Source organism: Oceanimonas sp. CAM02, from assembly GCF_032842915.1.
Lineage (GTDB): Bacteria > Pseudomonadota > Gammaproteobacteria > Enterobacterales > Aeromonadaceae > Oceanimonas > Oceanimonas smirnovii.
This window is the reverse complement of record NZ_JAWJBK010000021.1, coordinates 174,794-200,780: the sequence shown is the minus strand read 5'-3', so window position 1 is coordinate 200,780 and position 25,987 is coordinate 174,794. Positions and strand designations below refer to the sequence as shown.

Sequence of the window (25,987 nt, the reverse complement as noted above, 5' to 3'; positions counted from 1 at the left end):
TCACAAAGTTTATATTTAACAAGTGTGTAACTGCAACCAAGATAAGGGCACGGAGCTAAGGGCGAAGCATCAGTGCGGTTGCACTACGCCGACACGCTTCAAGCCCCTCCATGGGTCGCTCGAAAATGCCATACATGGCATTTAATGGTCGGCTTCGGCAATCCCCACTGCTGCTTCGTGCAATATCGGCGTTGTCAGCCGGCCGGAAGGTTGGGACTCGTCCCAACCTATTTCATCGGTCCTGGCTCTGGCGTAGGTTGCGGATGAGCGAAGCGAATCCCAACAATACCGGCAGCAAAGATAAGTTCAGAATGAACAGATGAGGTGGTGATGAATACCATGGCAAATATCGTCAGCAAACCGCAGCTGAGTGAGCAGCTGAACCTGGATGCATTCTGGATGCCTTTTACTGGTAACCGGGCCTTTAAGGCAGCCCCCCGGCTGGTGGCCGGGGCCGAGGGTGCTTATTTTACCGATGTGGATGGCCGCCGCTTGTTCGACAGCCTCTCGGGACTGTGGTGCACCGGCCTTGGCCACAAGCACCCCAAAATCATTGAGGCCATTCATCAGCAGCTGCATACCCTGGACTATGCTCCCGGTTTTCAGACCGGGCATCTGCTGGCCTTTGAGCTGGCGGAGAAGCTGGCATCCATGGCACCGGCAGACTTGAACCGCGTGTTTTTTACCAACTCCGGCTCGGAATGTGCCGACACCGCCCTGAAAATGGCACGCGCCTACTGGCGGGCCAAAGGCAAGCCGGAGAAAACCCGGCTGATTGGCCGTGCCCGTGGCTATCATGGCGTGAATATGGGCGGCACCAGCGTGGGCGGTATGGGCCCCAACCGCAAACATTATGGCCAGCTGCTGGATGCGGATCATCTGCCTCATACCCTGCTGAAGGAAAACGCCTTCAGCCGTGGCCAGCCGGAGCAGGGGGCTGAGCTTGCCGATACGCTGCTGCAACTGATTGAACTGAATGATGCCTCAAACATTGCCGCCGTCATCGTGGAGCCTATGTCGGGCTCGGCGGGAGTCATAGTGCCGCCGGTGGGCTATTTGCAGCGGCTGCGCACACTCTGCGATGAACACGACATTTTGCTGATATTTGATGAAGTGATCACCGGTTTTGGCCGCATGGGCGAGATGTTTGGTGCCGACTTCTTTGGCGTGGTGCCCGATATCATGAACCTGGCCAAACAGTTAACCAACGGCGTGGTGCCCATGGGAGCCGTCATTGCCAAAGAACATATTTATCAGGCCTTTATGGAGCAGCCAGGGCCGGACTACATGGTGGAGTTTGCCCACGGTTATACCTATTCCGGCCATCCGGTGGCCTGTGCCGCAGCCATGGCCTCTTTAAATGTGCTGACTGAAGAAGACATGCCCGCCCGGGTTAAACAGCTTATGCCCACATTTGAGGAGCAGATACACAGGCTCAAGGGGCTGCCTCATGTGGTTGATATTCGTAACTGCGGCCTGGCTGGTGCGGTGCAGCTGGCACCTTACCCGGGCGAACCGGCGCGCCGGCCCATGGAGCTGGCAATACAGCTGTGGCAGGCGGGTTATTACGTGCGCTTTGGCGGCGACACCCTGCAATTTGGCCCGCCCTTTATCTCCACCCCCGACGAGCTGGAGCAGCTGTTTAATGCGGTAGCGGGCGTATTGATTTGAATCGAACTCAAAACAAGGATTTTCCATGAACACCATTCCTCATCTGATCAACGGCGAACAATATCACGGCAATAACACTCTTGAGGTTTTCAATCCGGCTACGGGAGAGGTGTGTGCACAGCTGGCCATGGCCGATGCCAATACGGTGAGCCAGGCGGTGGCAGCAGCGAAGGCGGCGTTTCCGGCCTGGCGTGACACACCGCCGGCCAGGCGTGCCAGAGTCATGTTTCGTTATTTGCAACTGCTGGAAGAGCGGGCGGATGATATTTGCCGGCTGATTGCCGAGGAGCACGGCAAAACCCTGGAAGATGCCCGTGGCGAGCTGCAGCGAGGCATGGAAAACGTGGAATATGCCTGTGGTGTGCCCGGCCTGCTAAAAGGGGAATACACCCGTAATGTTGGGCCGGACATTGACGCCTGGTCCGATTTTCAGCCGCTGGGTGTGGTGGCGGGCATTACGCCGTTTAACTTTCCGGCCATGGTGCCGCTGTGGATGTTTCCCATGGCCATTGCCTGCGGTAACTGCTTTGTGCTGAAACCCTCGGAAAAAGATCCCTCTTCTTCGTTGCTGATTGCCGGGCTGCTGGAAGAGGCCGGCCTGCCCAAAGGCGTGATTAACGTGGTGCAGGGCGGTCGTGATGCGGTAAATGCGCTGCTGGAGCACAAGGATGTTAAAGCCATCAGCTTTGTTGGCTCCACCCCGGTGGCGGAGCATATTTATGCCAAGGGCACCGCCAACGGCAAGCGGGTGCAGGCGCTGGGCGGGGCCAAAAATCATGCGGTGCTGCTGCCGGATGCGGATTTGGATAATGCGGTCAATGCCCTGATGGGGGCGGCCTACGGCTCTTGCGGTGAGCGCTGCATGGCCATTTCGGTGGCCGTGTGTGTGGGCGATGCGGTGGCGGATGCGCTCACCGAAAAGCTGAGCCACAAGATTAAAGCACTGAATATAGGCCCGGGCACAGAGCGGGGGCACGATATGGGGCCGGTAATAAGCAAAGAGCATCTCGATAAAATCACCGGCTATATAGAAGACGGCATTCAGGCTGGGGCAGAGCTGGCAGTGGACGGCCGGGGTGTGACCGTGGCGGGCCATGAAAATGGTTATTTTATCGGTGGCTGTCTGTTTGACCGGGTCACCCCCGAGATGCGCATTTACAGGGAAGAAATTTTTGGCCCTGTGCTGTGTGTGGTGCGGGTTAACAGCCTGGAAGAAGCCATAGCACTGGTTAATGCCCATGAATATGGCAACGGCACCTGTTTGTTTACGCGCAACGGTGAAGCGGCGCGGCTGTTTGGGGATCAGATTGAAGTGGGCATGGTGGGCATTAATGTGCCCCTGCCGGTGCCGGTTGCTTACCACAGCTTTGGCGGCTGGAAACGCTCTTTGTTTGGCGACCTGGCCGCCTATGGCCCGGATGCGGTGCGCTTTTATACCCGGCGCAAAACCATTACCCAAAAGTGGCCTGAGCGGGCCAGCCATCAGGCCTCCGACTTTACTTTTCCCAGTCTCTGACGAGCAGGGAGTGGGGAATGGCGCGCAATATAAGTGTCAAGTCACTCCGGGCTTGCCCCGGAGTCTATCACATAGAGCCTGTTTTTCTGCGTCATACTCAATTTCATGCAGAGTGGATTCCGGCTCCGTCATGCTGAACTGGATTCAGTACCGGAATGACGTTAAGGCTGCTTTACCTATTTTTACGCGCTTATCACACTGCTGGCCAGCCAGCCGGAATAAGCCACATACACGGCCAGCAAAAAGGCCCCTTCCAGCCGGTTAATCCTGCCCTGCCGGCCCTTGAGACCGAACCCAAGCACAAATACCGACAGTGTCAGCACTATCATTACCACAAAGTCACGGGTGATCACTTCCGGCATCACTTCCAGCGGATGAATGACGCCAGCCAGGCCCACGACTGCCAGAGTATTGAACAGGTTGGAGCCAATCACGTTACCCAGTGCCAGATCGTGCTCATTTTTGCGAATGGCGGCAATGGACGATGCCAGCTCGGGAAGTGACGTCCCAATGGCAACAATGGTCAGGCCAATGATCAAGTCACTCACCCCAAAGGCCTGTGCCACATTCACTGCACCCCATACCAGAAAGCGGGAGCTCACAATCAGCAGTATCAGGCCGGCTACCAGCCAGAAAATTGCCATTTTCAGGCTCATCAGATTTTCGTCCAGCTCCTTTTCATGCTCTGCGGCCAGGCTGTCTTTACCGCTTTGCAGCCCCTGGCGAATACTCCAGGCCATCAGCAGCACAAATACCACCAGCAACATCATGGCGTCAGTGCGCGCAAGCATACCGTTCCACAGTAAACTGAGCGACAGCAGGGTGATCAGCAGCAAAATGGGGAGCTCCTTGCGCAGCACCTGAGAATGCACGGCAATAGGGCTGATCAGTGCTGTTATCCCCAGAATAAGACCAATATTGGCAATATTGGAGCCATAAGCATTGCCCAGTGCCAGCCCGGGATTACCTTCCAGCGAGGAAATAACCGACACCACAATTTCCGGTGCTGAGGTACCAAAACCCACTATCACCATGCCAATCAGCAACGGCGGCATACCCGCATAACGAGCCGTGGCCGAGGCACCGTCCACAAAACGATCGGCACTCCACACCAGCACGGCAAGGCCTAATACAATGGCTGCAACAGACATCAGCATGGCAAGTTCCCCCTATCGGCAGGGGTAAACAGAAAAACTGACGGGCTAAACACATTCATAAAGGGGCTCTTCAGGGCGGGACCGATTCACACGAGACGTAAACACTCCCCGCCCGGTGAGTGGTTGCGTCTCGAGTCTCATCAATCCAAAACGGACACGACTGCCATAAGCTTGTTGCTCAGAGATTGTTGACAGCCGTTTCGGCTGGGTGCCGAACGATTACTCCCTCAAGATTGAGCGTATTGTGACAGCTTGCCGCCAAGATGAAAAGAGCCGGCGATAAGGCCGGGCTCTTCACCCATTCCCGCCCATTTACCTCCGTTCTCCGTCCTGCCCAAAATGAGCGCTTTGCGTTCTGTTTCAATGGTGGCTGTGTCTATACTGACCCGAACAAGCTTGTATTTTCGGAGAGACATAATGACCGGACACATTTATTCAGCGGGGCTTTTATGTGCCGCACTGGTCTTGCCCGCAGTGGCGGCAGAAACACCGCTGTCGGCAGAAGACAGCGACCCCGGCAAGCTGGGCTGGATGCAGGGTTTTCCGCCGCCTGCGGATAAGCGGCTGCGGGCTGCCGACGGCTCTTTTTTCGAGTTTCCGGCGCTGCGTTACAGTGTGGCGCACATGCGCGAGTTTTCACCCACAGTGAATGTGTCGCGCGGGCTGGAAGCGCCGGTGGCGCTGAATTATCGTCCGGATCCGGTTATCGACACCCTGCGCTTTATGCCCTGGGGCAGTGACCAGCCCATGACCTTTGCCGAGGCCTTTGATCATAACTACACCGATGGCCTCATTATTCTGCACAGAGGTGATGTGGTGTATGAGCGCTACGCTGGTGCCCTGAAAGAAGATGGCCAGCATGCCGCCATGTCGGTGACCAAGTCGTTTACCGGTTTGCTGGCGGCGATTCTGGTGGCGGAAGGCAAGCTGGATGAGAACAAGCGGGTGGCGGACTATGTGCCGGAGCTGACGGAGTCGGCCTTTGGTGATGCCACAGTGCGCCAGTTAATGGACATGACCACAGGGCTGCAATACAGCGAGGACTATGCCGATCCCAATGCGGAAGTATGGCAATACTCTGCCGCCGGCAGCCCCTGGCCCAAGCCGGATGGCTATACCGGCCCGGTAGGCTACTTTGAATACCTGACCGGCGTACAAAAGCAGGGTGAGCATGGTGATGCCTTTGGCTATAAAACCGTGAACAGCGACGCCCTCGGCTGGGTAATTGCCCGGGTAGCGGGTCAGTCGGTGGCCGAACAATTGTCTCAGCGTATCTGGCAACGGCTGGGTATGGAGCAAAGTGCTTATTATCAGGTAGATGAGCTGGGCACGCCCTTTGCCGGCGGTGGCCTGAGTGCCGGCCTGCGAGATATGGCCCGCTTTGGTGAGCTGGTGCGCAATAAGGGGCGCTGGCAGGGAGAGCAGATTATTCCGGCTGCCGCCATTGAAGATATTGAACGGGGGGGCAGTCAGGCAGCCTTTGCCAAAGCCGGTTTTGATAAGCTGAAAGACTGGTCCTATCGCAATATGTGGTGGATAACCCACAACGATAATGGTGCCTTTGCTGCCCGGGGCGTACATGGTCAGACCATTTATATCGACCCCGCCGCGGAAATGGTGCTGGTGCGCTTTGCGTCCCATCCGGTGGCGGCCAACGGGGCCAACGATCCATGTTCGCTGCCGGCTTATCAGGCGGTGGCCGATCATCTGATGTCGGTTAAAACCCAATAACAGGAGCACATATGAAACCTGCTGAATTATTTGATCTGAGCGGCAAAGTGGCCATTATTACCGGCGGTGCCAACGGCATTGGTAAGGGCTGCAGCAAAATGCTGGCGGCGTTTGGTGCCAGCGTGGTGGTGGCGGATCTCAAGCTGGAAGCGGCTGAAGCCACTGCAGAAGAAATTCGCAAGGAAGGTGGTAAGGCGCTGGCGCTGGCCTGCAACGTCACCAAAGACGAAGAGCTGGTCGCCCTGGTGGATAAGACGCTGGCGGAATACGGCCAAATTAATATTCTGGTGAACAATGTGGGCGGCGGCGGTGCCGGCCGTGAAAGCCCTGCCACCCTTACGGTGGAGCAGTTTGCCCGCACTTTTGAGCTGAATGTGTTCAGCAACTGGCGGCTGGCCCAGCTGTGTGCGCCGCACATGGAAAACGCCGGCTACGGCTCCATCATTAATATGTCGTCCATGAGCTCCATCAACAAAAGTCCGGCCATCAGTGCCTATGCCTCGTCCAAGGCTGCCATTAACCATATGACCGCCAACCTGGCCTTTGACTACGGACCAGCGGGCATTCGCGTGAACGCCGTGGGCCCGGGAGCTGTGCGTACCGATGCACTGGCCTCGGTGCTGACCCCGGAAATTGAGGCCAGCATGCTGGCACACACGCCGCTCAAGCGGCTGGGCGAAGCGGAAGACATTGCCGGTGCCGTGCTCTACTTTGCGGCACCCATTTCTCGCTGGGTGAGCGGCCAGACTTTGTTTGTAAACGGCGGCGGGGTGCAGACCCTGGATTAACCGGTGGCTGGCTGCCAGCGGTATTCGTTGTTATAACTCTGCAGCAGGCGCTCTGCCTGCTCGCTTTGCGGGTTGTTCAGCACCTTGTGGCTGGGGCCCGCTTCCACCACATTGCCTTCGTGCATCAGGATCACCTGATCACTGATATGGCGTACCACCCCCAGATCGTTGGCCACCAGCACATAAGACAGCGCCAGCTCGTCCTGCAGGCTCAGCAGCAGGTTGATGATCTGCGAGCGTACCGAAATATCCAGGTTGGAGATGGCCTCGTCCGCCACAATAATATTGGGGGAGAGGATCAGCGCCCGTGCCAGGGCCACCCGCTGTTTTTGTCCGGTAGAAAACATTTGCGGATAAAAGTGAGTGTGCTCTGCCAGCAGGCCCACCATGCGCAGTGTGTCTATGATCAGCGCTTCCCGTTGCTCGGCATCAAGCGCTGTGTTCAGTAACAGCGGGGCTTCCAGGATCTGACCAATGCGGCTGCGGGGGTTAAGCGCCGTGTTGGGATCCTGAAAAATCATACGAATAAGCTGACAGCGCTTTTTATAGTCGTTGGCTTCTATTTTTTCGCCGTTGATAAAAATGCTGCCCTGGGTGGGCGGCAGTACTCCCGCCAGCACCTTGGCCAGGCTGCTTTTGCCCGAGCCGGCGTCCCCCATCAGTGCCAGGGTCTGGCCCCGCTCCAGGGTGAACGACAGCGGATAAAAAGCGGTTTTCACCGTTTTGCGAAACAGTCCGGTATGGTTCACATAAACCTTGCTCAGGTTATCTACCTTCAGCAGCGGTGCCTGGCTCATTTCTTCTTGCCCTCCGGCATATTAAGAGGAAAGTGGCAATAGTAGCTCTGGCCCTTGTAGCGCGACAGGGGCGGGGCCACCACGCAGTGGCGCTGGGCCCGGGGGCAGCGGGGCCCCAGCCGGCAGCCAATGGGCAGGCTCTGCAGCGGCGGAATCACGCCGGGCAGAGTATTGAGCCGGGACTTGTGGGGCAGGGTGCCATCCAGATCCGGCATCATGCGCAGCAGGGCATCGGTATAAGGATGATGAGGCCGGGACAATAATTGATCCCGCGGGCCCGACTCTACCGCCTGACCGCAATACATGACGGTAATATTGTGAGTGAGCTGAGCAAAGCTGGTGATGTCGTTGCCAATCAGCAAAATGGTGGTGCCCGAGAGTTTGTTCACTCGTTCCAGCAGCCGGAATATCTGTGCCTGATTGGTGGCCTCCATGGCGTTGGTGGGCTCGTCGGCCACCAGCAGTTTGGGCTCGTTGGCAATGGCCATGGCAATCATCACTTTCTGGCATTCGCCGTCGGAGAGCTGAAACGGATAGGCGTTCATAATCATCTTATGATCCCGAATGCCCACCCGGTGCAGCAGGCCAATGGCCTGATTGCGCCGCCAGTGCCAGCGCTGCCACCATTTTCCGCGAAAACTGCGGGACGGAATGGCTTCCACCAGCTGGGCACCAATTTTCTCGGACGGATCCAGGCTGGCGGCCGGCTCCTGAAAAATCATGGCCATGTCCCGGCCCATCAGCAAGCGGCGCTCTTTGGACGACAGACTCTGCAGATCCACGTTATCCAGATACATGCGATCGGCGGTCACCCGCCAGGTGTCTCTGTCGATACCGGCGATGGTCTGGGCCACCAGGCTCTTGCCTGAGCCCGACTCGCCCACCAGACCACGAATTTCGCCATGGGCCAGGGTAAGGCTGAATTTATCTACCGCCTTGACCATGCCCTGAGGCGTATCAATTTCAATGGTAAGATTGCGAATATCCAGCAGCGGCATCAGTCCATTACCTCATTAATGGCCTGGCGCAGGCCTTCTCCCACCATGTTCACCACCAGCACACTGAACAGAATGGCCAGTCCCGGCAATGTCACGGTCCAGGGGGCCAGAAACACCAGATCCATGGCATCCGACAACATGGCCCCCCACTCCGGCCGGGGCGGCTGGGCACCCAGCCCAAGAAAGCCCACGGCGGTAATATCCAGAATGGCCGCCGACAGCGCCCGGGTGGTCTGGCTTATCAGGGTATCGCTTAGGTTAGGCACTATGCCAAAGCGCAGAATGCGCCAGGCGTTGGCTCCGTCGAGACGAATGGCGGTGATATATTCCTTTTGCATTTCTTCCGACACCGCATTGTAGGTGGCGCGAATATATTGCGGGATCAGGGCCAGGGTAATGGCGATAAGCGTGTTGAACAGACCCGGCCCCAGAATGGCCACAAAAATAATGGCCAGCAGCAAAGACGGAATGGACAAAAGGGTATCGAGCAGATGATTGAGAATGCTGGCCTTCAGGCCCCGGCTCATGCCGCCGAGAATACCGATGGCAGTACCGAACAGCATGGCCACGGCAACAATCAATACCGCATTGCCAAAGGTCAGCCGGGCACCATTGATCAGCCGTGACAGCATGTCCCGGCCCAGATCGTCGGTGCCGAGAAAAAAGTCTACATTGCCATGGTCAGACCAGGACGGTGGCAGCAGCAGTGCCTGACTGAACTGCTCGTAAGGGGCATAAGGTGCCAGCCAGGGGCCGATAAGAGTAAAGACGCATAAAATACCCAACCCCCACAGGCCGATCATGGCCAGAGTGTTCTGGCGAAACAGCTGCCAGGCCCGCTCCCGGGGGGAGCGCACCTGCAGCTCGGGATAGATGTTAGCCCTGGCTGGCATAAATGGCTTTCCTTCTGCTGGGGTAGATCAGGGTTGAGAGAATATCCATGCCCACACTGGCCACTATGGTAAAGGTAGCAATGGCCAGGGTGCCGCCCTTGATGGCGGCATAGTCCTGCAGGGAAATACTGGTAACCAGCCAGCGTCCCAGTCCGGGCCAGTCAAATACAATTTCGGTCATCATGGCCGAGGTCAGCACAGTACCGAACTGCAGCCCCAGGGTGGGAATGGCCATGGGAAAGGCATTGCGCAGGCCGTGGCGCAGCACCACATGAGTATCACTGAAGCCCTTGGTCAGGGCGGCACGAATATAGTTTTGCTTCAGCACTTCCAGCAGGGCGCTGCGAATCTGGCGAATCACTTCGGTGGTGGGCACGATGGACAGCACCAGTGCCGGCAGCACCAGGTGGCGCAGGGCATTGAGAAACGACTCCCAGCGGTGAGGATGCTCGGTAAGCAGTGTGTCTATGGTCATGATGCCGGTGACCGGGCGAATTTCATACAGCAGGCTGAGCTGACCCGATACCGGCAACCAGCCCAGATGCAGGGAAAACAGCATGACCAGCAGCAGCCCCAGCCAGAACACCGGTACCGAATAGCCCACCAAAGTGCCGGTCATGATCAGGGTATCCTGCCAGCGGCCCTGACGAATGGCCGCCAGTGTGCCCAAGGGGACGCCCACTGCCAGCGAGATAATAAAGGCGGCCAGACACAGCTCCAGGGTGGCGGGAAAATACTGCCCCAGGGCCCCCAGCACCGGCAGGCCGGTGGCACTGGAAATGCCGAAATCACCTGCCATCAGTGCCTGTAAAAAACGCCAGTAGCCGTGCCAGAAATCGTTGTCGCCCTGCTGCAGCAGCCGGAACTCCAGCCCGTAGGCAATCAGCGTCAGCAACACCAGTGTGCTTATCAGCAGGTTTAAACGTCGCAGCAAGTAAATCAGCATGGCTACTCCTTGTATGCCCGGTAAAGCACCACGCCGCCATAGGGCTGCAGTTGCAGGCCTTTTACATTGTGCCGGTGAGCCTGCAGCTTGAGGGTGTGATTAAGGGGAATAAGCGGCATATCCTGATACACAATTTCCTGAGCGTTGTGATAAAAGCCGATGCGCTGGCTTAAGGTGGGGGCAGTAAGCGCGGCCGACAACTGATGTTCAAACAGCGGGTTACACCAGCGGCTGGCATTGGTGCCACCGGCAATGGCCTGACAGCTGAGCAGGTTATGCAGCATATTGTCGGGATCCGGGTTATCCGCCGACCAGCCGGTGAGCACCGCATCCTGCTCACCGGTCTGCAGCTCCCGGCGCAAAATTTGCTCTTCCAGGTTTTGCAGCCGCACGGTAATGTCCAGCTCCCCCAGCCGGCGCTGAATAAGCTGGCCGGTTTTCAGGCCGTCGGGGTTATAGCTGCGACTGCCGGCCGGCACCAGCAGCGTCATGGTAAAGCCGTTTTGCAGGCCTGCCTGTTCCAGCAGCCAGCGGGCGCGCTCTGCATCGGGCAGAGGCATTAAAATATTGGGATCATAACCCCAGGATACCGGTGGCAGCACCGACTCGGCCTGAGAGCCGATACCAAAATATACCGCCTGCAAAATATCATCGCGCGACAGCGCCAGGGCCAGCGCCTTACGCACCCGCACATCATTAAAGGGGGCTTTTTGGGTGTTCAGCGCCAGCACAGACACATTCATACCGGTGGCCTGATCCAGCACCAGCTCTTTGTGCTGCTTAATCACTGATATCTGACTGGCCCCCGGATGCGCCATCACATCGCACTCGCCGGTAAGCAGCTTGGCCAGCCGTTTGGACGATTTGGGTGTGATATCAAACACCAGCTGATTCAGCGCCACATTGCCCCGCCAGTAGCCTGAATGGCGGTAATAACGAATAAAGTCGTCGATGCGGTACTGGGCCAGATAAAAAGGCCCTGTGCCCACGGGCTTCTGATCTATCAGCTCGGGCGTGCCGGCTTCAAGCAGCTGAGCGGCATATTCTGCCGACAAAATTACGCCATAGTCGGTAGCCAGACTGGTAATAAAAGAGGCATTGGGCCGGCTCAGCACAAACTCAACTTGCCGCGGGCCAAGGGCCCGCACGTCGGTGACCAGTTCACTCAGGCCTATGCTGTCGAAAAACGGGTAATGGCCGCCGCTGAGGCTGTGAAAAGGATGATTGTTATTGATCAGCCGCTGATAGCTGAACACCACATCGTCGGCATTCAGTGGCCGCGTGGGGGTGAACCAGCGCGTGGTGTGAAACTGAACCCCCGGGCGCAGGGTAAAGCGATAGCGCAGGCCGTCTTCGCTTCGTTCCCAGTGAGTGGCCAGGGCCGGCATGGGTTGCAGGTTGTCGGGGTTGATATCAAGCAGGCGGTCGTAAAGCTGATGAGCGGTGGCATCCAGAGTCTGAGTGGACGCGGCCAGTTGCGGGTTAAAGGTAAAAGGCGCACCTTCTGCACAGTAAAGCAGGCTTTCCTTTACCAGTTGTTGGTCACTGTCATCACATCCTGCCAGCAGCAGGGCAATCAGCCAGCATAGCCAGTAACGCATGTTCAGTCCTTTTGTGAGGCCGTTGTGACCACGGCATGTTTGCGCAGCAGGCCACGCAACTGATGATAACTCAGCCCCAGCAGACTGGCGGCTTCGCGCTGATGATAACGGGCCTGTTTCAGCGCTTCTTCTACCAGGCTGCGCTCTTCGGCGGCCAGGTGCGCTTTCAGATCCAGCGGCCACCGGCGCGTCGAAGCGGGATCCGGTTCCGGCTCAGCCTTTGGCTGCCAGGGCGAGGCAAAGGGGTCCAGGCATAATTGCTCCAGCGGCTGTTCAGGCTGGCGCTGGCGACACAGGCTGCGCTCTACCGCGCTTTTCAGCTCGCGCACATTGCCCGGCCAGTCGTGCTCCAGCAGCTGCCGGCGGGCAAGGGGACCAAAACCGGCAAACAGGCTGTGGCCCAGCTCGGCGCACCATGTTACCGCAAAGTGCTCGGCCAGATGCAGCAGATCCCCATCACGGGCCCGCAGGGGCGGCAATGTAATCACATCAAAGGCCAGTCTATCAAGCAGATCGGCCCGAAATTCGCCTTTTTTGACCAGGGCGGGCAAGTCCTGATTGGTGGCGCACAGCAGGCGCACATTGACCCGCACCGGCTGGCTGCCGCCCACCCGCTCAAATTCGCCGTATTCAATCACTCTCAGCAGCTTTTCCTGCACGCGAGGACTGGTGGTGGCCAGCTCGTCCAGAAACAGGGTGCCGCCGTCGGCCCGCTCAAAGCGGCCCGCATGGCGCTTTTGTGCGCCGGTAAAGGCACCGGCCTCATGGCCGAACAGCTCGGTTTCCAGCAGGCTTTCTGCCAGGGTGGCGCAGTTGATGGACACAAAGGGCTGCTGCCAGCGTGAAGACAAATAGTGTAGCCGGTGCGCCACCAGCTCCTTGCCGGTGCCGCGCTCGCCCACCACCAGTACCGGCCGGTTTAACGGTGCCAGCCGGGACACTTCATCCAGTACCCCCAGCAGGGCGTTGGACTGACCAATCAGTTCGGTATCCATATTTATACTGCCTTTATGCCGTCATTCCGGCGAAGGCCGGAATGACGGCCCACTGTAGGCCCCAATTTATTGGGGCAAGACAAAAGCCGGATCTGCAGAGGCCACTTAATATACCCGCGGCGAAATTTGCCAAATAATAGCCTTTTTAACCACTTTCTGCCAGGCTTCACATTTGTGTGGAAAATAATTTATGTTTAAAAACAGGATGTTACTCTCGTTTTGATGGCTGGCACGGAACTTGATAGGTAAAGTCTGTTATCAATACTCCACAGGAGACAGGCAATGAGCATTTTTTCAAGAATGGCCGACATTATTAACGCCAACCTCAACTCGCTGCTCGACAAGGCAGAAGATCCGGAAAAAATGGTGCGGCTGATCATTCAGGAAATGGAAGACGAGCTGGTGCGCGAGCGCTCCAGCCTGGCCCGCATGCTGGCCGAGAAAAAGGATTTGCAGCGCCAGATTGAGCGCCACCGCGAGCGGGTGGAGGAGTGGCAGGGCAAGGCCGAGCTGGCGCTGACCAAGCAGCGGGAAGATCTGGCCCGGGCCGCATTGCTCGAGAAGAAAAAGCAGAGTGAGCTGCTCACCGCCCTGGAGCAGGAGTGCACCATGGTGGAAGAGAGCATGGCGAAACTGACCGATGCCATCAGCCGGCTGGAAGCCAAACTGGGTGATGCCCGGGCGCGTCAGCAGGCCATGCAGCTGCGCCAGCAAAGCGCGCAAAGCCGTATTAATGTGCAAGAGCGGGTGCGTCGCAGCGAAAACTCGGAAGCCATCGACAAATTTAATCGCATGGAGCGCAAAATTGACGAGCTGGAAGCCCGCGCCGACCTTTATAGTCAGAGCAAGGGGTTGGAGCAGGAGTTTGCCGAGCTGGAAGTGGACGACACCATCAGCAAGGAGCTGGAACGGCTCAAGGCGAAAATGAATAACACCAAGGAGCAGTGATGAGCGAACTGGCCTGGGCCCTGGTGGCCCCGTTAAATATCTTTTTGTTTCTGGTGGTGCCGGTGTGGCTGGTGCTGCACTATCGCAGCAAGCGCCGGCTCGATGAAGGGCTGGACGACAATGCCCGTCAGCGCCTCGACAAGGCGCTGCAACAATCCGAGCAACTGGCCGAGCGGGTGGAAACCCTGGAACGGTTGCTGGATCAGGAGGTGCCCGAATGGCGTCGACGTTAATTAATCTGTACCGCGACAAACGCAACGGCAAGCTGGGAGGCGTGTGCGCCGGCATTGCCCGCCGGCTGGAAGTGGAACCCTGGCTGATTCGCGTGCTGGCCATTACCGGTTTGCTGTTTACCAGCTTTATGACACTGGTACTTTATATTGCCGCCTGGCTGCTGCTGGATGATATGCCTCATGAGCAGCAGCCCGATACCGGCAGAGAGCATGTCAAATCCGCCGGCTGGCGCTCGGGGCTGGCCCCCCAGGAGGCGCTGACCCGGCTGGAGCAGCGGCTGGAGCGGCTGAATGGCCGGGTGGCCACCATGGAGCGGTTAATTACTTCCGGTGAGTTTCGTCTGCGACGACAATTTAACGACTTGCGCGAGGATAAATGAGCAATACAGCCCTGCGCCAGTGGCGCAACAAGGCGGAGTCCTGGGTGCAGCGGGGGCTGGACAAGCGCCTGCGGCTTGCCGTGACCGGGCTCAGCCGCAGTGGTAAAACCGCTTTTATTACCAGCCTGGTAAATCAGCTTGAGCACGCCGGGCTGGACGCCCGTCTGCCGCACTGGCCGCCGGCGGCAGAGGGCCGGGTGCTGGGCAGCCAGCGGGTGCCGGGCCGGCATCATCATGTGCCGGCCTTTGGTTATGAGGCAGCGCTTGGCCAGCTGGCGCAAACGCCGCCGGTGTGGCCCGAGCCCACCCGCGGCATCAGTGAAATGACCCTGGCCATTCGTTATTGCCCCAAAAACCGGATTAAACGCCGGCTGCAGGATACCGCTACCCTGTATCTTGAGCTGGTGGATTACCCCGGTGAATGGCTGCTTGATTTGCCCTTGCTGTCCATGAACTACGCTCAATGGAGCGCTCAGCAGCGCGAGTTATTACAAACGCCGGCGCTGGCCGGGCTGGCACAAGGCTGGCTGAGTGCCGGCGAAGCCATTGCCCCCGACAGCCCCGCCGATGATGCCGTGCTGGGCCCGCTGGCGGCGGCGTACACTCAGTGGCTGCACGACATCAAGCGCGAATGCGGAGCCTATCTGGTGCAGCCCGGCCGCTTTATTCTGCCCGGTGAATATCAGGGTGCGCCCATGCTGCAGTTTGTGCCCTGGGTGTGGGGTGAGGTGCCGGCGGGGCTGAACGAGCAGCACCATTACGGCATGATGGAAACCCGTTTTGAGCATTATAAAAAACATCTGGTGGCCGGCTTTTACCGGGATCATTTTGCCGGCTTTGATCGCCAGATAGTGCTGGTGGACTGCCTGAGTGCCCTGAACCACGGCCCCGACAGCTTTGCCGATCTGAGCCGGGCGATAAACGCCATTGTGCAGAGCTTTGATTACGGCAAAACCGGCTGGTGGCGGCGGCTGTTTGCGCCGCGCATCGACAAGCTGCTGTTTGCCGCCACCAAGGCGGATCATCTCACGCCGGATCAGCATGGCCGTTTAACCCGGTTGCTGGCCACACTGGTGCGCGGCGGCCACCGTCATGCCCGCTTGTCCGGCATCGATATAGAAACCCTGGCGCTGGCCTCGATCAAGGCCACCACCAGCGGAGAAGTAAGCCATAACGGTGAGGCCATTCCCGCCCTGCGGGGCCACCGGCTGGATAACGGCGAGCCGGTTACCCTGTATCCGGGCGAGGTGCCAGACACTGTGCCCGACGCAGCCTTTTGGCAACACCAGGGCTTTGACTTCACCGGTTTTGCGCCGCCGCCCTGGCAGCCGGAGCAACCGCTTCCTCATTTGCGCCTGGATCGGGCGCTGGCCTTTTTACTGGGAGACAAACTCGCGTGAGCCTGAAGAGCAAAGTGATCCTTGACCAGCCCCTGAATACCAACCAAAGCGAGCCGCTGCGGGGCAGCCAGACACTTAACGATGACGATTTTCTGGAAGCCGATGCGCCACTCGAGGGCCCGGCCGTGGTGCTGCAACCCAAACGCCGGCACCGGCTGTGGTGGACCGCGGTCAGTCTGATCATCACTCTGTTGCTGGTGCATTCGGGCATTTCCTTGTGGCAGACCTGGCAGGAAAGCCAGTGGCTGGGAGCAGCTTGGAGTGTGGCACTCTTGCTGCTGGCGCTGGCCGCCGGTGGCAGTCTGTGGCGCGAGCTGGTGCGGGTGCGCCAGCTGGAGCGGGTATCACAACAACGGTTGCAGGCCGAGCAGTTGTTAAGCACAGACGGCCATGGTCAGGCCAGGGGTTTCTGTGAGCAGCTGGCCCGGGCCAGCTGCCTGGAGCACAGCGATGCCTTTGCCAAATGGCAGGCAGGGCTGACCGGTGACGAGCAGAACAGCGAAGTGCTGAGCCTTTACAGCCGGCAGGTGCTGGCCACACAGGACCGGCAGGCCAGAGCCAGGGTACTGAAGTGGTCCGGTGAGGCGGCGGTGATGGTGGCGGCCAGCCCCCTGGCAGCGGTAGACATGTTACTGGTGCTGTGGCGCAACCTGAAAATGATTGAAGACATTACTCAGTGCTACGGCATTCGTCTGGGCGCACTGAGCCGGCTGCGGCTGCTGAAAAGCGTGCTGCATCATATGCTCTATGTAGGCGTATCGGAAGCAGCCATGGACGCCGGCATGGACTTGCTGGGGCTGGAGCTGGCCGGCCGGCTGTCGGCCCGGGCCGGGCAGGGCGTGGGGGCCGGCTTGCTGACCGCCCGCCTTGGCCTGCAAACCATGGACCTGTGCCGCCCCGTGCCCTGGCAGGGGGACGAGAAAAAACAGCTGGGCGGCATACGCCGGGCGCTGGTGGATAAGGTGGCTAAATTGCTGAGTCGCAGTGATAAACACGGGGAATAGGGACTGGGGATTAGTCACGTCCCAACATGTCAGCAAAAAACAGGAGAAGCGTAATGGATGCAGAAAAACTGATGAAAAAGTTTCTGGGCGGCTCGTCCGGCTTTGGCAAAGGGGCAGCCACCGGTGGCATTCTCGGGGCCGTGCTGGGCAGTAAAAAGGGCCGTAAAATGGCCGGCAGTGGCATTAAATATGCCGGTCTGGCGGCAGCGGGCGTGATGGCATGGAAAGCCTACCAGAGCTGGCAGCAGGGCAAACAGCCCGAGCAGGCGGCACCGGTGCAGCGGGAGGATTTTCAGCGAGTGGATCCGCGCTTTTCACCCACGGCCCCGGCTGCCGGCGATGAGCCGTTCCAGTTGTCGCTGATGCGCGCCATGATAGGGGCAGCCAAGGCGGATGGTCATGTGGATGCCACCGAGCAGCAACGGATTTTTGAGCAGGTAGAGCAACTGGGGCTGGCCGCCGATGAAAAGGCACTGGTGTTCGATATGCTCTCGGCAGAGATCAGTATTCATGACATTGTCGCTTCGGCAAAAGGGCCTGAGCAGGCGGCAGAGCTGTATCTGGCATCACGGCTGGTGATGGATCCCGATGAAGCATCGGAGCGGGTATGGCTGGAAGCGCTGGCGCACAGGTTGCAGTTACCGGGTGATTTGGTGGCACATCTGGAGCAGCAGGCAAAACAGGAACTGGGGTGACCGACGGGGCTCGAACCCGCGACAACCGGAATCACAATCCGGGACTCTACCAACTGAGCTACGGTCACCACAAAATGGCGCGCCCTGCAGGACTCGAACCTGCGACCATCCGCTTAGAAGGCGGATGCTCTATCCAGCTGAGCTAAGGGCGCATGTTGTCTGCATGGCAGGCAACGGGGCGGCATAATACCGGCTTGAGACCCCATGGTCAACGGCTTTATCGCACTGGGGGTTGCTTATCAAACCCCTGAAAAAATGCGACAATTGCCGCAGGTTTATAAAGGTGAGAAATAACGCAGATGTCAGCTCAAATAATCGATGGAAAAGCGATTGCACAGGCGGTGCGCAATCAGGTGGCCGAGCGCGTGGCTGCCCGTAAAAGCGCCGGAAAACGGGCCCCGGGCCTGGCAGTAATATTGGTGGGAGCCAACCCTGCCTCTCAGGTATATGTGGGCAGCAAACGCCGTGCCTGTGAAGAAGTGGGCTTTATCTCCAAGTCGTACGACTTGCCCAGCGAAACCACAGAGCAGCAATTGCTTGAGCTGATTGACGAGCTGAATGAAGACTCGGCCATAGACGGTATTCTGGTACAACTGCCGTTGCCGGCACACATTGATTCTACGCTGGTGGTGGAGCGGATTCATCCCCACAAAGACGTGGACGGCTTTCACCCCTACAACGTAGGCCGTCTGGCCCAGCGCATTCCGGCCCTGCGCCCCTGCACGCCCAAAGGCATCATGACCCTGATTGAGCGCAGCCACATTAAAACCCACGGCCTGAACGCTGTGGTGGTGGGGGCCTCCAATATAGTAGGCCGCCCCATGACCCTGGAGCTGCTGCTGGCGGGCTGCACTACCACTACCTGTCATCGTTTTACCGACGATCTGCAGGCTCAGGTTTCCCGGGCCGATCTGCTGGTGGTGGCCGTAGGCAAGCCCAACTTCATTCCCGGCGACTGGATCAAGCCCGGTGCCGTTGTGATTGATGTGGGTATTAACCGGCTGGAAGACGGCCGCTTGGTGGGCGATGTGGAATATGCCGTGGCGGCCGAGCGCGCCGGCTACATCACTCCTGTGCCCGGTGGTGTGGGCCCGATGACGGTAGCGTCACTGATTGAAAATACTCTCATCGCCTGCGAGCGCTATCACGACAATTAATGCAGGAGTGCCTGAATGAAATGGTTGAACAAGGATGTTCTTTATACCGTTATTTTTGGCACTGAAACTCCCGCCGGGCGACGCTTTGATCTCGCTCTGATCCTGGCCATATTGCTGTCTATGGTGGTGCTGTTGCTGGATTCCATCGGCAGCATACGGGCGCAATATGGCCCTGTGCTTTATTGGCTGGAATGGGCTTTTACCCTGCTGTTTACGCTGGAATTTGTGCTGAGGGTTTATTGCGCCCAGAGCCGGCTGGGATATTTGCGCAGCTTCTACGGCATTATCGACCTGTTGGCGGTGTTGCCTACCTATCTTGCCATTTTAATGCCCGGTGCCAGCTTTTTGCTGATGGTGCGTCTGCTCAGGGTTCTCAGAGTATTTCGCGTGCTCAAGTTGCTGCGTTATGTGGATGAAGCCAATTTGCTGCTGCGTTCGCTGAATCAGAGCCGGCGCAAGATACTGGTATTTTTCAGCACTCTGTTTATTCTGGTGACTCTGTTCGGCTCGCTGCTTTATGTGGTGGAAGGGCCGGAGAATGGCTTTACCAGCATTCCCACCAGCATCTACTGGGCTATTGTCACCATTACCACGGTCGGCTTTGGCGACATTACGCCGCAAACCTGGCTGGGCCGCGGCATCGCTGCCGTGACCATGCTGATGGGCTACGCCATTATCGCCGTGCCTACCGGTATTATTACCGCCGAGCTTGGCCGGGAAATGCGCAAGGAGTACTCACGCCGGCACTGCCCGCAGTGCGATCGCAGCGGCCATGAGCGGGATGCGAAGTTCTGCAATCATTGCGGGGCCGAGCTGGAGCCGCAGAGTGTCAGTGAAGCATGAAAGTGAATATAAAAAAGGGAGCCATGGGCTCCCTTTTGGTTTTCGATGCAGCGTTGTGCTTACTGCTCGCTGTCTTCCATCAGTTCATTTACTTTGCGCTCGGCTTCGTCGGCGGCTTCAGCCATGGCATCGGCGGCGGCATCGGCCTGCTCTTCAGCGGCGTCAGCGGCGTTGCTCAGGGCGTCACCGGCAGCGTCGGCCTGTTCTTCAGCGGCAGCAGCGGCGTTGTCCAGGGTTTCATCCGCAGACTCACCCAGCTCTTCCAGTGTGCCTTGTTCTTCCATACCCAGGGCTTCCTGAGCGTCGTCAGCGGTTTGCTCGGCCTGCTCCTGAACCTGCTCTACGGCATTATCCACTTTTTCGCCGGCTTGCTCGGCGGGGCCCTGGTTATCACAGGCGGCAAGGCCAAAGGTGGCAACGGAGGTAAACAGTAAAACATTCAGCAGTGACTTGTTCATATTTTTCTCCCTGTTCTTTTTGCAAGGTGCGGAACATCCGCTTGGTGTTGACATAAACAGTAATAGCTCATGACCGACAACAGCAATAGCCATGCAATTCCATTAATGCTGCCGCTTTCCATTAAAACTCTTTTTAAATCAAAAGTTAACAGGAAAAAGCGAAATAGACTGACGCAATGAAATTAACTACGCCCGTTCATCATATGACGAAGTCTGTCTTTAAGTGAGTTATTTTGGTTCGGCAGTGGCGTCGAGAATGGCGTTGAGCTTATTCTCTGCCTCTTGAGATGCCTGCTCCACTACTTGCTGATGATGTTTTTTCTGCTGCTCAATAACCTCAGGCTCGGGTTGGGCTTCTGCAGGCAGGACAGGAGCTGCCTCGGAATGAAAGCCATTTTCTACCACTTCATCAATATGATCGCCCACATCGGCAGCAGGTCCGGGGCCCTGCGTATCACAACCGGACAGCAGGCCCAAAAACACACCAAATACACACAAGGTTAATTTTTTCATCGCAGACTCCAGTTGTATTTATTAAACCTATAAAGGCACCACATGGGTGCCTTTATAATTAATTTCAACCGTTAATGGTTATTTTCTGCGCCAGCGGGTGCCTTCCGGGCCGTCTTCCAGCACTATGCCCATGGCGGTGAGCTGGTCCCGGGCGGCATCGGCGGCGGCCCAATCCTTGCTCTGGCGAGCATCCAGCCGGGCCTGGATCAGGCGCTCAATCTCCGCCACCTCGTCGTCGGCCCCGCTGTCACCGCGGCGCAAAAAGGCCTCGGGCTCCTGAGCAAGCAGGCCCAGCACACCGGCCAGTTCGCGCAGGCGGCCCCCCAGGCCGGCGGCTACTGCGTCGTCCTTGCCTTTCTGGCGGTTGATTTCCCGGGCCAGATCAAACAGTACCGAGTAGGCTTCGGGGGTGTTGAAGTCGTCGTTCATGGCGGCATTAAAGCGGGTAACAAACTCTTCACCACCGGCAGCAGGCGCTTCGGGCAGATCCCTGAGTGCGGTATAGAGCCGTTCCAGGGCGGTGCGCGCCTGCTTCAGGTTTTCGTCCGAGTAGTTGAGCTGGCTGCGGTAGTGGCCCGACAGCAAAAAGTAACGAATGGTTTCGCCGTCGTAATGCTCCAGCACATCACGAATGGTAAAGAAGTTGCCCAGCGACTTGGACATTTTCTCCTGATCCACCATCACCATGCCTGAGTGCATCCAGGTGTTGACGTAGGGGCTGTGATTGGCGCAGCAGCTCTGGGCGATTTCGTTCTCGTGGTGGGGGAACTGCAGATCCGAGCCGCCGCCGTGAATGTCGAAGTGTTTGCCCAGATGCTTGCCGTTCATGGCCGAGCACTCAATGTGCCAGCCCGGACGACCCGGACCCCAGGGTGACTCCCAGCTGGGCTCACCGGGCTTGGACTGCTTCCACAGCACAAAATCGAGCGGGTTACGCTTGGTCTGCTCCACTTCCACCCGGGCACCCGCCTGCAGCTGCTCCAGGTTCTGGCCCGAGAGCTGGCCGTAGTCGGCAAAGCTGTTCACTTCAAACAGCACATCGCCGTTGTCGGCCACATAGGCATGACCGTCTTTGATCAGGGTTTCCACCATTTCAATGATTTCAGGAATATGGCCGGTGGCCTTGGGCTCGATATCGGGCCGGGCAATATTGAGGGCGTCAAAGTCTTTGTACATTTCGCCGGTCAGGCGCTCGGTGAGGGCCTGCCAGTCTTCGCCGTTTTCGGCGGCGCGTTTGATGATTTTGTCGTCAATATCGGTGATGTTACGCACAAAGGTCAGGTTGTAACCGGCGTGGCGCAGGTAGCGGGTGACCACATCAAAGGCCACAAAGGTACGGCCATGGCCGATATGACAGAGATCGTAAATGGTGACACCACACACATACATGCCGACCTTGCCGGGCACCAGGGGTTTGAATTCTTCTTTTTGACGGGTAAGCGAGTTATATATTTTCAGCATGTTTCAGTGTCTTGGTGGTGGTGAATGGTCAATAAAGTCTGCCGTATTGAACCGTTTATGGCCAGCGGGTGCAAGTGTGGGCTACATTCGGCGCAAAGAGGGTGTTTTAATGGCAGGTCCGTAACAGACGGGAAGCTCAGGAGAAGAGATGCGCATACTGGTGGTGGAAGACAATCCGGATATTCTGGTGAACATTGTTGATTACCTGAGTCTCAAGGGTTGTGTGGTAGACGCCCTGCATAATGGCGCGGCCGCCGAGGCGCTGCTGGCCCGGGAAGAATACGATCTGCTGGTGCTCGATCTCGGTCTGCCGGGGCTGGACGGAGTGGAGCTGTGCCGGCGGCTGCGGGCCGGGCTGAACCCGCTGCCGGTATTGATGCTCACCGCCCGGGACACCCTGGACGACAAACTGGCCGGCTTTGAAGTGGGTGCCGATGATTATCTGGTCAAGCCCTTTGCCCTGCCGGAGCTGTGGTCGCGGATTCAGGCGATACTGAAGCGCAGCCGGCAACAGTTGGTGCGCCGGCTGAAGGTGGCCGATCTCACCCTGGATCTGGACACACTCAGGGTCAGCCGGCAGGAGCGGGACATCAGTCTTAATCCCAAATGCCTCACCTTGCTGGAAGTGCTGATGAAACACTCTCCTGGTGTGGTCAGCCGGGCGACCCTAGCCAGTGCTTTGTGGGCAGATGAGCCCCCCGACAGCGATGGCCTCAAATCTCATATTTACCTGCTGCGCAGCGCCATCGACAAACCCTTTGACCGGCCTCTGCTGCATACCGTACACGGCCGGGGTTACCGGCTGGCGGCCGAAGACCATGCTGCTGACCATTAATGCCCGGCTGCAGTGGGTGCTGAACCTGCTGATTGTCAGCCTGAGTCTGGTGGCGGCGGTGGCCATGGTACTGCTGGTATTCTGGTTTGAGCGCAGCCTGTTTTACAATCACTTGCACAGTGATTTGCTCGATCAGGTGCGGGTTCATGCCAGCCAGCAGCAGCCGCTGGTGCAGCCGATGACCGACACCACCTATTACAAGTTGCCCGTGAGCCAGCAGACCCTGTTGCCGGAACCTTTCCGGGGCTATCCGGAAGGCGGCCACGAGGTATTGCTGGCGGACGGTGCCTATAACCTCTTTGTGCATTACCAGCCGGGCTGGGTGCATGTGCTGGTGCAGGATCAGAGCGAGTTTGAGCGCTATGAACTGCGGGTGTTCGGCGGGGCCACGCTTGCCGTGCTGATGTTGTGGAGTCTGGGATTCTGGCTGTCGCGCCGGCTCAGCCGGCAGATTTTGCAGCCGGTATCCCGGCTGGCAATTGAGGTGGAAAGGTTGCGCCATCAGCCCGGCACCCGTCTGCAGGGAGATTATCCGGACGATGAAACCGGCCTGCTGGCGCGTACCTTTGAAGATTATGCCCGGCAGCTCTATCAGCTGTTGCAACGGGAGCAGCAGTTTTCCGCTAATGCCAGCCATGAGCTGCGCACCCCCATGATGGTGATCCGCGGTGCCCTCGACATGCTGCGGGAAACCGGCAGCGGCACGGCAGCCGAAGTCCGCCAGCTCAATCGCATGGAAGCGGCACTGAATGATATGCAGCAGCAGGTGGAGCTGTTTTTGCAGTTGTCCCGCGCCCCCGAGGCTGCCGCCGCGTACGACACCCCCGAGCCACTGGCCCAGCTGGCGGCCCGTTGCATGGCCTGCTGGCAGCCGCAGGCAGACGCAAGGGGACTGAGCCTGACCCTCATTACCGGAACGGATGACGGACCCATGGTGCCGGCCACCTTAACCGGTGCCGTTATCAATAACCTGTTGCGCAATGCCCTGAATCATACCGCTGAGGGTCACATTGAGCTGTGCCTGGGGCCGGACTGGCTGGAAGTGCGCGACAGCGGCGAGGGCATCGCTTCCGAGGTGCTGGCGCGAGTGCGGGAGCGGGGGGTGAGTGGGGGCAGCGGCTTTGGCCTGGGTCTGGCCATTGTGGCGCGGATTTGCGAGCAACAGGGCTGGCGCTTGAGTCTGACGGCCAACCAGCCGGCGGGTACCCGGGTACGTATCGGCTTTTGACCTTTTTTTCACTCGCTCACCCTTACCCTTGAGAGTCTGTTTATCTGCCGAGATTTATTAATGGGTGTTGCGTTTCGTCCGGGCATCTCGTCCCGCCGGCTGGTGCTGTTGCTGGCGCTCTATTTCTTTTTGGTGCTCAATCTGCCGCTGACCACCCGGCTGATGGGAATACTGGAAGGGCTGGATGGGGTGAGCGCCGGCTTTGTGCTGTCCATTCCGGTGTTTTTTGTGGCCTGCCTGAATGTGTTGTTCACTCTGGTGGCGGTGAAATACCTGGAAAAGGGTATTTTTATTGCGTTGTTGTTGCTGTCTTCTGCGGTCAGTTACGCCATGTTTGAATATGGTGTGGTATTTGACCGCAACATGATGGCCACTATCATGCAGACCCATCAGGGCGAAGCCAAATCCTATCTGAACGGTGCCTCCGTACTGTGGTTTGTGCTGACCGGGGTGCTGCCGGCGCTGCTGGTGGCCAGGGTGCGCATTGAACATGGCGGTTGGCTTAAGGATGTGTTGTGGAAAGGCGTGTCGGTACTGGGCTCGCTGGCCGCCATCGGCGTGATTGCCGCAGGTTACTATCAGGATTACGCTTCTGTGGGGCGCAATCACAACTACCTGAAGCAGCTGATTATTCCCACTTATTATCTGTCCAGCGCCAGTGGTTATATTCATCAGACCTACCTGAAAGAAGCGCTGCCCTGGCGCACGCTCGGTGAAGATGCCAGTGTCAGCCGGCCGCACCATAATCACAAACCCAACCTGCTGGTGCTGATGGTGGGCGAAACCGCCAGGGGCATGAATTTTGAGCTGAACGGCTACCCCCGGGATACCAATGCTTTTACTCGGGGTCAGGGTGTGGTGTCGTTTCAGTCGGTCAGCTCCTGCGGCACCGCCACCGCGGTATCGGTGCCCTGCATGTTCTCGCGCCAGTCCAGATCGGAATACGATGCCGAGCGCAGTGAGCGCCAGGACAACCTGCTGGATGTGCTCAGCCATGCCGGACTCGATATTACCTGGCTGGACAACGACGGCGGCTGCAAGGGAGTATGCGACCGGGTAGCCAGCCAGGCGTTTCATCCGGAAGACGGCGGCCCCCTGTGTGACGGCGATTATTGTCAGGATGGCGTGATGCTGGATCCTCTGCGCCAGGTGCTGGACCGGCCCGGCAGTCAGGACAGGGTGCTGGTGCTGCATCTGGTGGGCAGTCATGGCCCCACCTATTACCAGCGTTATCCGGCGGAATTTGCTCACTTTACGCCCGATTGTCAGCGCAGTGACATTCAGAACTGCAGTGCCCGGGAGCTGGTTAATACCTACGACAACACCCTGTATTACACCGACTACATTATCAGCCGGGTACTGCAAGAGCTGAAACAGCGTCAGAGTGAGTGGAACACCGGCCTGATTTATCTCTCCGATCACGGTGAGTCTCTGGGTGAAAATGGCCTCTACCTGCATGGCATGCCCTATGCACTGGCCCCCGAGCAGCAAACCCGGGTGCCGCTGCTGATGTGGCTGTCCGGTGAACTTGAACGGGAAAACAGGCTGGATCACCGCTGCCTGCAGCAAGAGGCCAGCGCCGGTCAGTTTTCTCACGACAACCTGTTTGACTCCGTACTGGGGTTGATGGGGGTGAGCACGCAAGTGTACCGGCCCGGGCTGGACATGCTGGCCCCGTGCCGGGCAGGCTGAGGTGAAAGCCGCTTTTGACCTTTTTTCGACCCTGTGACCAGTAGGCT

Annotated in this window: 25 protein-coding genes and 2 tRNA genes; 15 read left to right on the top strand and 12 right to left on the bottom strand. The window is 58.2% G+C overall.

Translation table 11 applies throughout. The features are described from left to right. Nucleotides 1-330: 330 nt before the first annotated feature. Nucleotides 331-1,671, top strand: a complete 1,341-nt coding sequence (locus R0I78_RS06880; RefSeq protein ID WP_317074797.1) for an aspartate aminotransferase family protein — start codon at nucleotides 331-333, stop codon at nucleotides 1,669-1,671. Between the two features lie 25 nt (nucleotides 1,672-1,696). Next, nucleotides 1,697-3,187, top strand: coding sequence for a CoA-acylating methylmalonate-semialdehyde dehydrogenase (locus R0I78_RS06875; protein ID WP_317074796.1), 1,491 nt, complete (start codon nucleotides 1,697-1,699; stop codon nucleotides 3,185-3,187). Nucleotides 3,188-3,369: 182 nt separating this feature from the next. Here the strand turns inward: R0I78_RS06875 and R0I78_RS06870 are convergent, their stop codons facing one another. Then, nucleotides 3,370-4,344 (bottom strand): calcium/sodium antiporter, encoded by a 975-nt coding sequence (locus R0I78_RS06870; RefSeq protein WP_019934162.1) that lies wholly within the window; start codon nucleotides 4,342-4,344, stop codon nucleotides 3,370-3,372. A gap of 417 nt (nucleotides 4,345-4,761) precedes the next feature. Between R0I78_RS06870 and R0I78_RS06865 the strand changes: the two genes are divergently transcribed. Both R0I78_RS06865 and R0I78_RS06860 read left to right on the top strand, forming a co-directional pair. Continuing rightward, entirely contained in the window at nucleotides 4,762-6,075 is a 1,314-nt protein-coding gene (locus R0I78_RS06865; RefSeq protein WP_317074795.1) for a serine hydrolase, read from the top strand. An 11-nt stretch (nucleotides 6,076-6,086) separates the two neighbouring features. Then, nucleotides 6,087-6,863: a glucose 1-dehydrogenase gene (locus R0I78_RS06860; RefSeq protein WP_019934160.1), complete on the top strand. Its 777-nt coding sequence runs from the start codon at nucleotides 6,087-6,089 to the stop codon at nucleotides 6,861-6,863. Here R0I78_RS06860 and R0I78_RS06855 read toward each other — a convergent pair. The 6 genes from R0I78_RS06855 to pspF are packed head-to-tail and all read right to left on the bottom strand — an operon-like array spanning nucleotide 6,860 to nucleotide 13,099. Continuing rightward, complete coding sequence (locus R0I78_RS06855; RefSeq protein WP_317074794.1) at nucleotides 6,860-7,660, bottom strand: ATP-binding cassette domain-containing protein; 801 nt, start codon at nucleotides 7,658-7,660, stop codon at nucleotides 6,860-6,862. The genes R0I78_RS06860 and R0I78_RS06855 overlap by 4 nt on opposite strands. Beyond that, a complete protein-coding gene (locus R0I78_RS06850; protein WP_317074793.1) occupies nucleotides 7,657-8,658 on the bottom strand; it encodes an oligopeptide/dipeptide ABC transporter ATP-binding protein in 1,002 nt (333 codons plus the stop codon). Before R0I78_RS06850 ends, R0I78_RS06855 begins: the two co-directional genes overlap by 4 nt. Continuing rightward, the gene (gene sapC / locus R0I78_RS06845) at nucleotides 8,658-9,551 is read right to left on the bottom strand and encodes a putrescine export ABC transporter permease SapC (protein ID WP_019934157.1); all 894 of its coding nucleotides are present in this window, start codon (nucleotides 9,549-9,551) and stop codon (nucleotides 8,658-8,660) included. The genes R0I78_RS06850 and sapC overlap by 1 nt, the downstream gene beginning before the upstream one ends. Next, nucleotides 9,535-10,497, bottom strand: a complete 963-nt coding sequence (locus R0I78_RS06840) for an ABC transporter permease (RefSeq protein ID WP_317074792.1) — start codon at nucleotides 10,495-10,497, stop codon at nucleotides 9,535-9,537. The genes sapC and R0I78_RS06840 overlap by 17 nt, the downstream gene beginning before the upstream one ends. 2 nt (nucleotides 10,498-10,499) lie before the next feature. Continuing rightward, nucleotides 10,500-12,098 (bottom strand): ABC transporter substrate-binding protein, encoded by a 1,599-nt coding sequence (locus R0I78_RS06835; RefSeq protein WP_317074791.1) that lies wholly within the window; start codon nucleotides 12,096-12,098, stop codon nucleotides 10,500-10,502. Between the two features lie 2 nt (nucleotides 12,099-12,100). Beyond that, nucleotides 12,101-13,099 carry a phage shock protein operon transcriptional activator gene (gene pspF / locus R0I78_RS06830; protein ID WP_317074810.1) on the bottom strand — a complete coding sequence of 333 codons (999 nt, stop codon included), beginning with the start codon at nucleotides 13,097-13,099 and terminating at the stop codon, nucleotides 12,101-12,103. Nucleotides 13,100-13,375: 276 nt separating this feature from the next. Here pspF and pspA point away from each other — a divergent pair, with 276 nt between their 5' ends. The 6 genes from pspA to R0I78_RS06800 are packed head-to-tail and all read left to right on the top strand — an operon-like array spanning nucleotide 13,376 to nucleotide 17,753. Then, entirely contained in the window at nucleotides 13,376-14,041 is a 666-nt protein-coding gene (gene pspA, locus R0I78_RS06825) for a phage shock protein PspA (RefSeq protein ID WP_317074790.1), read from the top strand. Next, the gene (gene pspB, locus R0I78_RS06820) at nucleotides 14,041-14,274 is read left to right on the top strand and encodes an envelope stress response membrane protein PspB (RefSeq protein WP_019934152.1); all 234 of its coding nucleotides are present in this window, start codon (nucleotides 14,041-14,043) and stop codon (nucleotides 14,272-14,274) included. The genes pspA and pspB overlap by 1 nt, the downstream gene beginning before the upstream one ends. Then, complete coding sequence (gene pspC, locus R0I78_RS06815) at nucleotides 14,259-14,654, top strand: envelope stress response membrane protein PspC (protein WP_317074789.1); 396 nt, start codon at nucleotides 14,259-14,261, stop codon at nucleotides 14,652-14,654. The genes pspB and pspC overlap by 16 nt, the downstream gene beginning before the upstream one ends. Next, nucleotides 14,651-16,054 carry a YcjX family protein gene (locus R0I78_RS06810; RefSeq protein ID WP_317074788.1) on the top strand — a complete coding sequence of 468 codons (1,404 nt, stop codon included), beginning with the start codon at nucleotides 14,651-14,653 and terminating at the stop codon, nucleotides 16,052-16,054. The genes pspC and R0I78_RS06810 overlap by 4 nt, the downstream gene beginning before the upstream one ends. Beyond that, nucleotides 16,051-17,058, top strand: coding sequence for a TIGR01620 family protein (locus tag R0I78_RS06805; RefSeq protein WP_317074787.1), 1,008 nt, complete (start codon nucleotides 16,051-16,053; stop codon nucleotides 17,056-17,058). The genes R0I78_RS06810 and R0I78_RS06805 overlap by 4 nt, the downstream gene beginning before the upstream one ends. A gap of 53 nt (nucleotides 17,059-17,111) precedes the next feature. After that, nucleotides 17,112-17,753 (top strand): tellurite resistance TerB family protein, encoded by a 642-nt coding sequence (locus R0I78_RS06800; protein ID WP_317074786.1) that lies wholly within the window; start codon nucleotides 17,112-17,114, stop codon nucleotides 17,751-17,753. On the opposite strand, the gene R0I78_RS06795 is transcribed toward R0I78_RS06800, so the two are convergent. Together R0I78_RS06795 and R0I78_RS06790 are read right to left on the bottom strand one after the other, a co-directional pair. Further along, nucleotides 17,746-17,821, bottom strand: a tRNA-His gene (locus tag R0I78_RS06795). The two genes, R0I78_RS06800 and R0I78_RS06795, sit on opposite strands and share 8 nt — an antisense overlap. Before the next feature lie 7 nt (nucleotides 17,822-17,828). Then, nucleotides 17,829-17,905: transfer RNA gene (locus tag R0I78_RS06790), tRNA-Arg, on the bottom strand. 147 nt (nucleotides 17,906-18,052) lie between these two features. Between R0I78_RS06790 and folD the strand changes: the two genes are divergently transcribed. Together folD and R0I78_RS06780 are read left to right on the top strand one after the other, a co-directional pair. Next, complete coding sequence (gene folD / locus R0I78_RS06785) at nucleotides 18,053-18,910, top strand: bifunctional methylenetetrahydrofolate dehydrogenase/methenyltetrahydrofolate cyclohydrolase FolD (protein WP_317074785.1); 858 nt, start codon at nucleotides 18,053-18,055, stop codon at nucleotides 18,908-18,910. Nucleotides 18,911-18,925: 15 nt separating this feature from the next. After that, nucleotides 18,926-19,753, top strand: a complete 828-nt coding sequence (locus R0I78_RS06780) for an ion transporter (RefSeq protein WP_317074784.1) — start codon at nucleotides 18,926-18,928, stop codon at nucleotides 19,751-19,753. Between the two features lie 59 nt (nucleotides 19,754-19,812). On the opposite strand, the gene R0I78_RS06775 is transcribed toward R0I78_RS06780, so the two are convergent. From R0I78_RS06775 to cysS, 3 genes are all read right to left on the bottom strand, one after another. After that, nucleotides 19,813-20,211, bottom strand: coding sequence for a hypothetical protein (locus R0I78_RS06775; protein ID WP_019934146.1), 399 nt, complete (start codon nucleotides 20,209-20,211; stop codon nucleotides 19,813-19,815). 228 nt (nucleotides 20,212-20,439) lie between these two features. Further along, nucleotides 20,440-20,724 (bottom strand): hypothetical protein, encoded by a 285-nt coding sequence (locus R0I78_RS06770; protein WP_317074783.1) that lies wholly within the window; start codon nucleotides 20,722-20,724, stop codon nucleotides 20,440-20,442. A gap of 78 nt (nucleotides 20,725-20,802) precedes the next feature. Then, nucleotides 20,803-22,185: a cysteine--tRNA ligase gene (gene cysS / locus R0I78_RS06765; RefSeq protein ID WP_317074782.1), complete on the bottom strand. Its 1,383-nt coding sequence runs from the start codon at nucleotides 22,183-22,185 to the stop codon at nucleotides 20,803-20,805. 148 nt (nucleotides 22,186-22,333) lie between these two features. Between cysS and R0I78_RS06760 the strand changes: the two genes are divergently transcribed. From R0I78_RS06760 to R0I78_RS06750, 3 genes are read left to right on the top strand one after another with little or no spacing between them, the layout of a single operon-like run. Beyond that, nucleotides 22,334-23,020: a response regulator transcription factor gene (locus tag R0I78_RS06760; RefSeq protein ID WP_317074781.1), complete on the top strand. Its 687-nt coding sequence runs from the start codon at nucleotides 22,334-22,336 to the stop codon at nucleotides 23,018-23,020. Further along, nucleotides 23,004-24,248 carry a HAMP domain-containing sensor histidine kinase gene (locus tag R0I78_RS06755; protein WP_317074780.1) on the top strand — a complete coding sequence of 415 codons (1,245 nt, stop codon included), beginning with the start codon at nucleotides 23,004-23,006 and terminating at the stop codon, nucleotides 24,246-24,248. The genes R0I78_RS06760 and R0I78_RS06755 overlap by 17 nt, the downstream gene beginning before the upstream one ends. 60 nt (nucleotides 24,249-24,308) lie before the next feature. After that, a complete protein-coding gene (locus tag R0I78_RS06750) occupies nucleotides 24,309-25,940 on the top strand; it encodes a phosphoethanolamine--lipid A transferase (protein WP_317074779.1) in 1,632 nt (543 codons plus the stop codon). Nucleotides 25,941-25,987: the final 47 nt, after the last annotated feature.

What these genes read in the sequence shown, in the direction of transcription:
- R0I78_RS06880 (WP_317074797.1), top strand. Translation starts at nt 331, where the DNA reads ATGAATACCATGGCAAATATCGTCAGCAAACCGCAGCTGAGTGAGCAG.
- R0I78_RS06875 (WP_317074796.1), top strand. Translation starts at nt 1,697, where the DNA reads ATGAACACCATTCCTCATCTGATCAACGGCGAACAATATCACGGCAAT.
- R0I78_RS06870 (WP_019934162.1), bottom strand. Translation starts at nt 4,344, where the DNA reads ATGCTGATGTCTGTTGCAGCCATTGTATTAGGCCTTGCCGTGCTGGTG.
- R0I78_RS06865 (WP_317074795.1), top strand. Translation starts at nt 4,762, where the DNA reads ATGACCGGACACATTTATTCAGCGGGGCTTTTATGTGCCGCACTGGTC.
- R0I78_RS06860 (WP_019934160.1), top strand. Translation starts at nt 6,087, where the DNA reads ATGAAACCTGCTGAATTATTTGATCTGAGCGGCAAAGTGGCCATTATT.
- R0I78_RS06855 (WP_317074794.1), bottom strand. Translation starts at nt 7,660, where the DNA reads ATGAGCCAGGCACCGCTGCTGAAGGTAGATAACCTGAGCAAGGTTTAT.
- R0I78_RS06850 (WP_317074793.1), bottom strand. Translation starts at nt 8,658, where the DNA reads ATGCCGCTGCTGGATATTCGCAATCTTACCATTGAAATTGATACGCCT.
- sapC (WP_019934157.1), bottom strand. Translation starts at nt 9,551, where the DNA reads ATGCCAGCCAGGGCTAACATCTATCCCGAGCTGCAGGTGCGCTCCCCC.
- R0I78_RS06840 (WP_317074792.1), bottom strand. Translation starts at nt 10,497, where the DNA reads ATGCTGATTTACTTGCTGCGACGTTTAAACCTGCTGATAAGCACACTG.
- R0I78_RS06835 (WP_317074791.1), bottom strand. Translation starts at nt 12,098, where the DNA reads ATGCGTTACTGGCTATGCTGGCTGATTGCCCTGCTGCTGGCAGGATGT.
- pspA (WP_317074790.1), top strand. Translation starts at nt 13,376, where the DNA reads ATGAGCATTTTTTCAAGAATGGCCGACATTATTAACGCCAACCTCAAC.
- pspB (WP_019934152.1), top strand. Translation starts at nt 14,041, where the DNA reads ATGAGCGAACTGGCCTGGGCCCTGGTGGCCCCGTTAAATATCTTTTTG.
- pspC (WP_317074789.1), top strand. Translation starts at nt 14,259, where the DNA reads ATGGCGTCGACGTTAATTAATCTGTACCGCGACAAACGCAACGGCAAG.
- R0I78_RS06810 (WP_317074788.1), top strand. Translation starts at nt 14,651, where the DNA reads ATGAGCAATACAGCCCTGCGCCAGTGGCGCAACAAGGCGGAGTCCTGG.
- R0I78_RS06800 (WP_317074786.1), top strand. Translation starts at nt 17,112, where the DNA reads ATGGATGCAGAAAAACTGATGAAAAAGTTTCTGGGCGGCTCGTCCGGC.
- folD (WP_317074785.1), top strand. Translation starts at nt 18,053, where the DNA reads ATGTCAGCTCAAATAATCGATGGAAAAGCGATTGCACAGGCGGTGCGC.
- R0I78_RS06780 (WP_317074784.1), top strand. Translation starts at nt 18,926, where the DNA reads ATGAAATGGTTGAACAAGGATGTTCTTTATACCGTTATTTTTGGCACT.
- R0I78_RS06775 (WP_019934146.1), bottom strand. Translation starts at nt 20,211, where the DNA reads ATGAACAAGTCACTGCTGAATGTTTTACTGTTTACCTCCGTTGCCACC.
- R0I78_RS06770 (WP_317074783.1), bottom strand. Translation starts at nt 20,724, where the DNA reads ATGAAAAAATTAACCTTGTGTGTATTTGGTGTGTTTTTGGGCCTGCTG.
- cysS (WP_317074782.1), bottom strand. Translation starts at nt 22,185, where the DNA reads ATGCTGAAAATATATAACTCGCTTACCCGTCAAAAAGAAGAATTCAAA.
- R0I78_RS06760 (WP_317074781.1), top strand. Translation starts at nt 22,334, where the DNA reads ATGCGCATACTGGTGGTGGAAGACAATCCGGATATTCTGGTGAACATT.
- R0I78_RS06755 (WP_317074780.1), top strand. Translation starts at nt 23,004, where the DNA reads ATGCTGCTGACCATTAATGCCCGGCTGCAGTGGGTGCTGAACCTGCTG.
- R0I78_RS06750 (WP_317074779.1), top strand. Translation starts at nt 24,309, where the DNA reads ATGGGTGTTGCGTTTCGTCCGGGCATCTCGTCCCGCCGGCTGGTGCTG.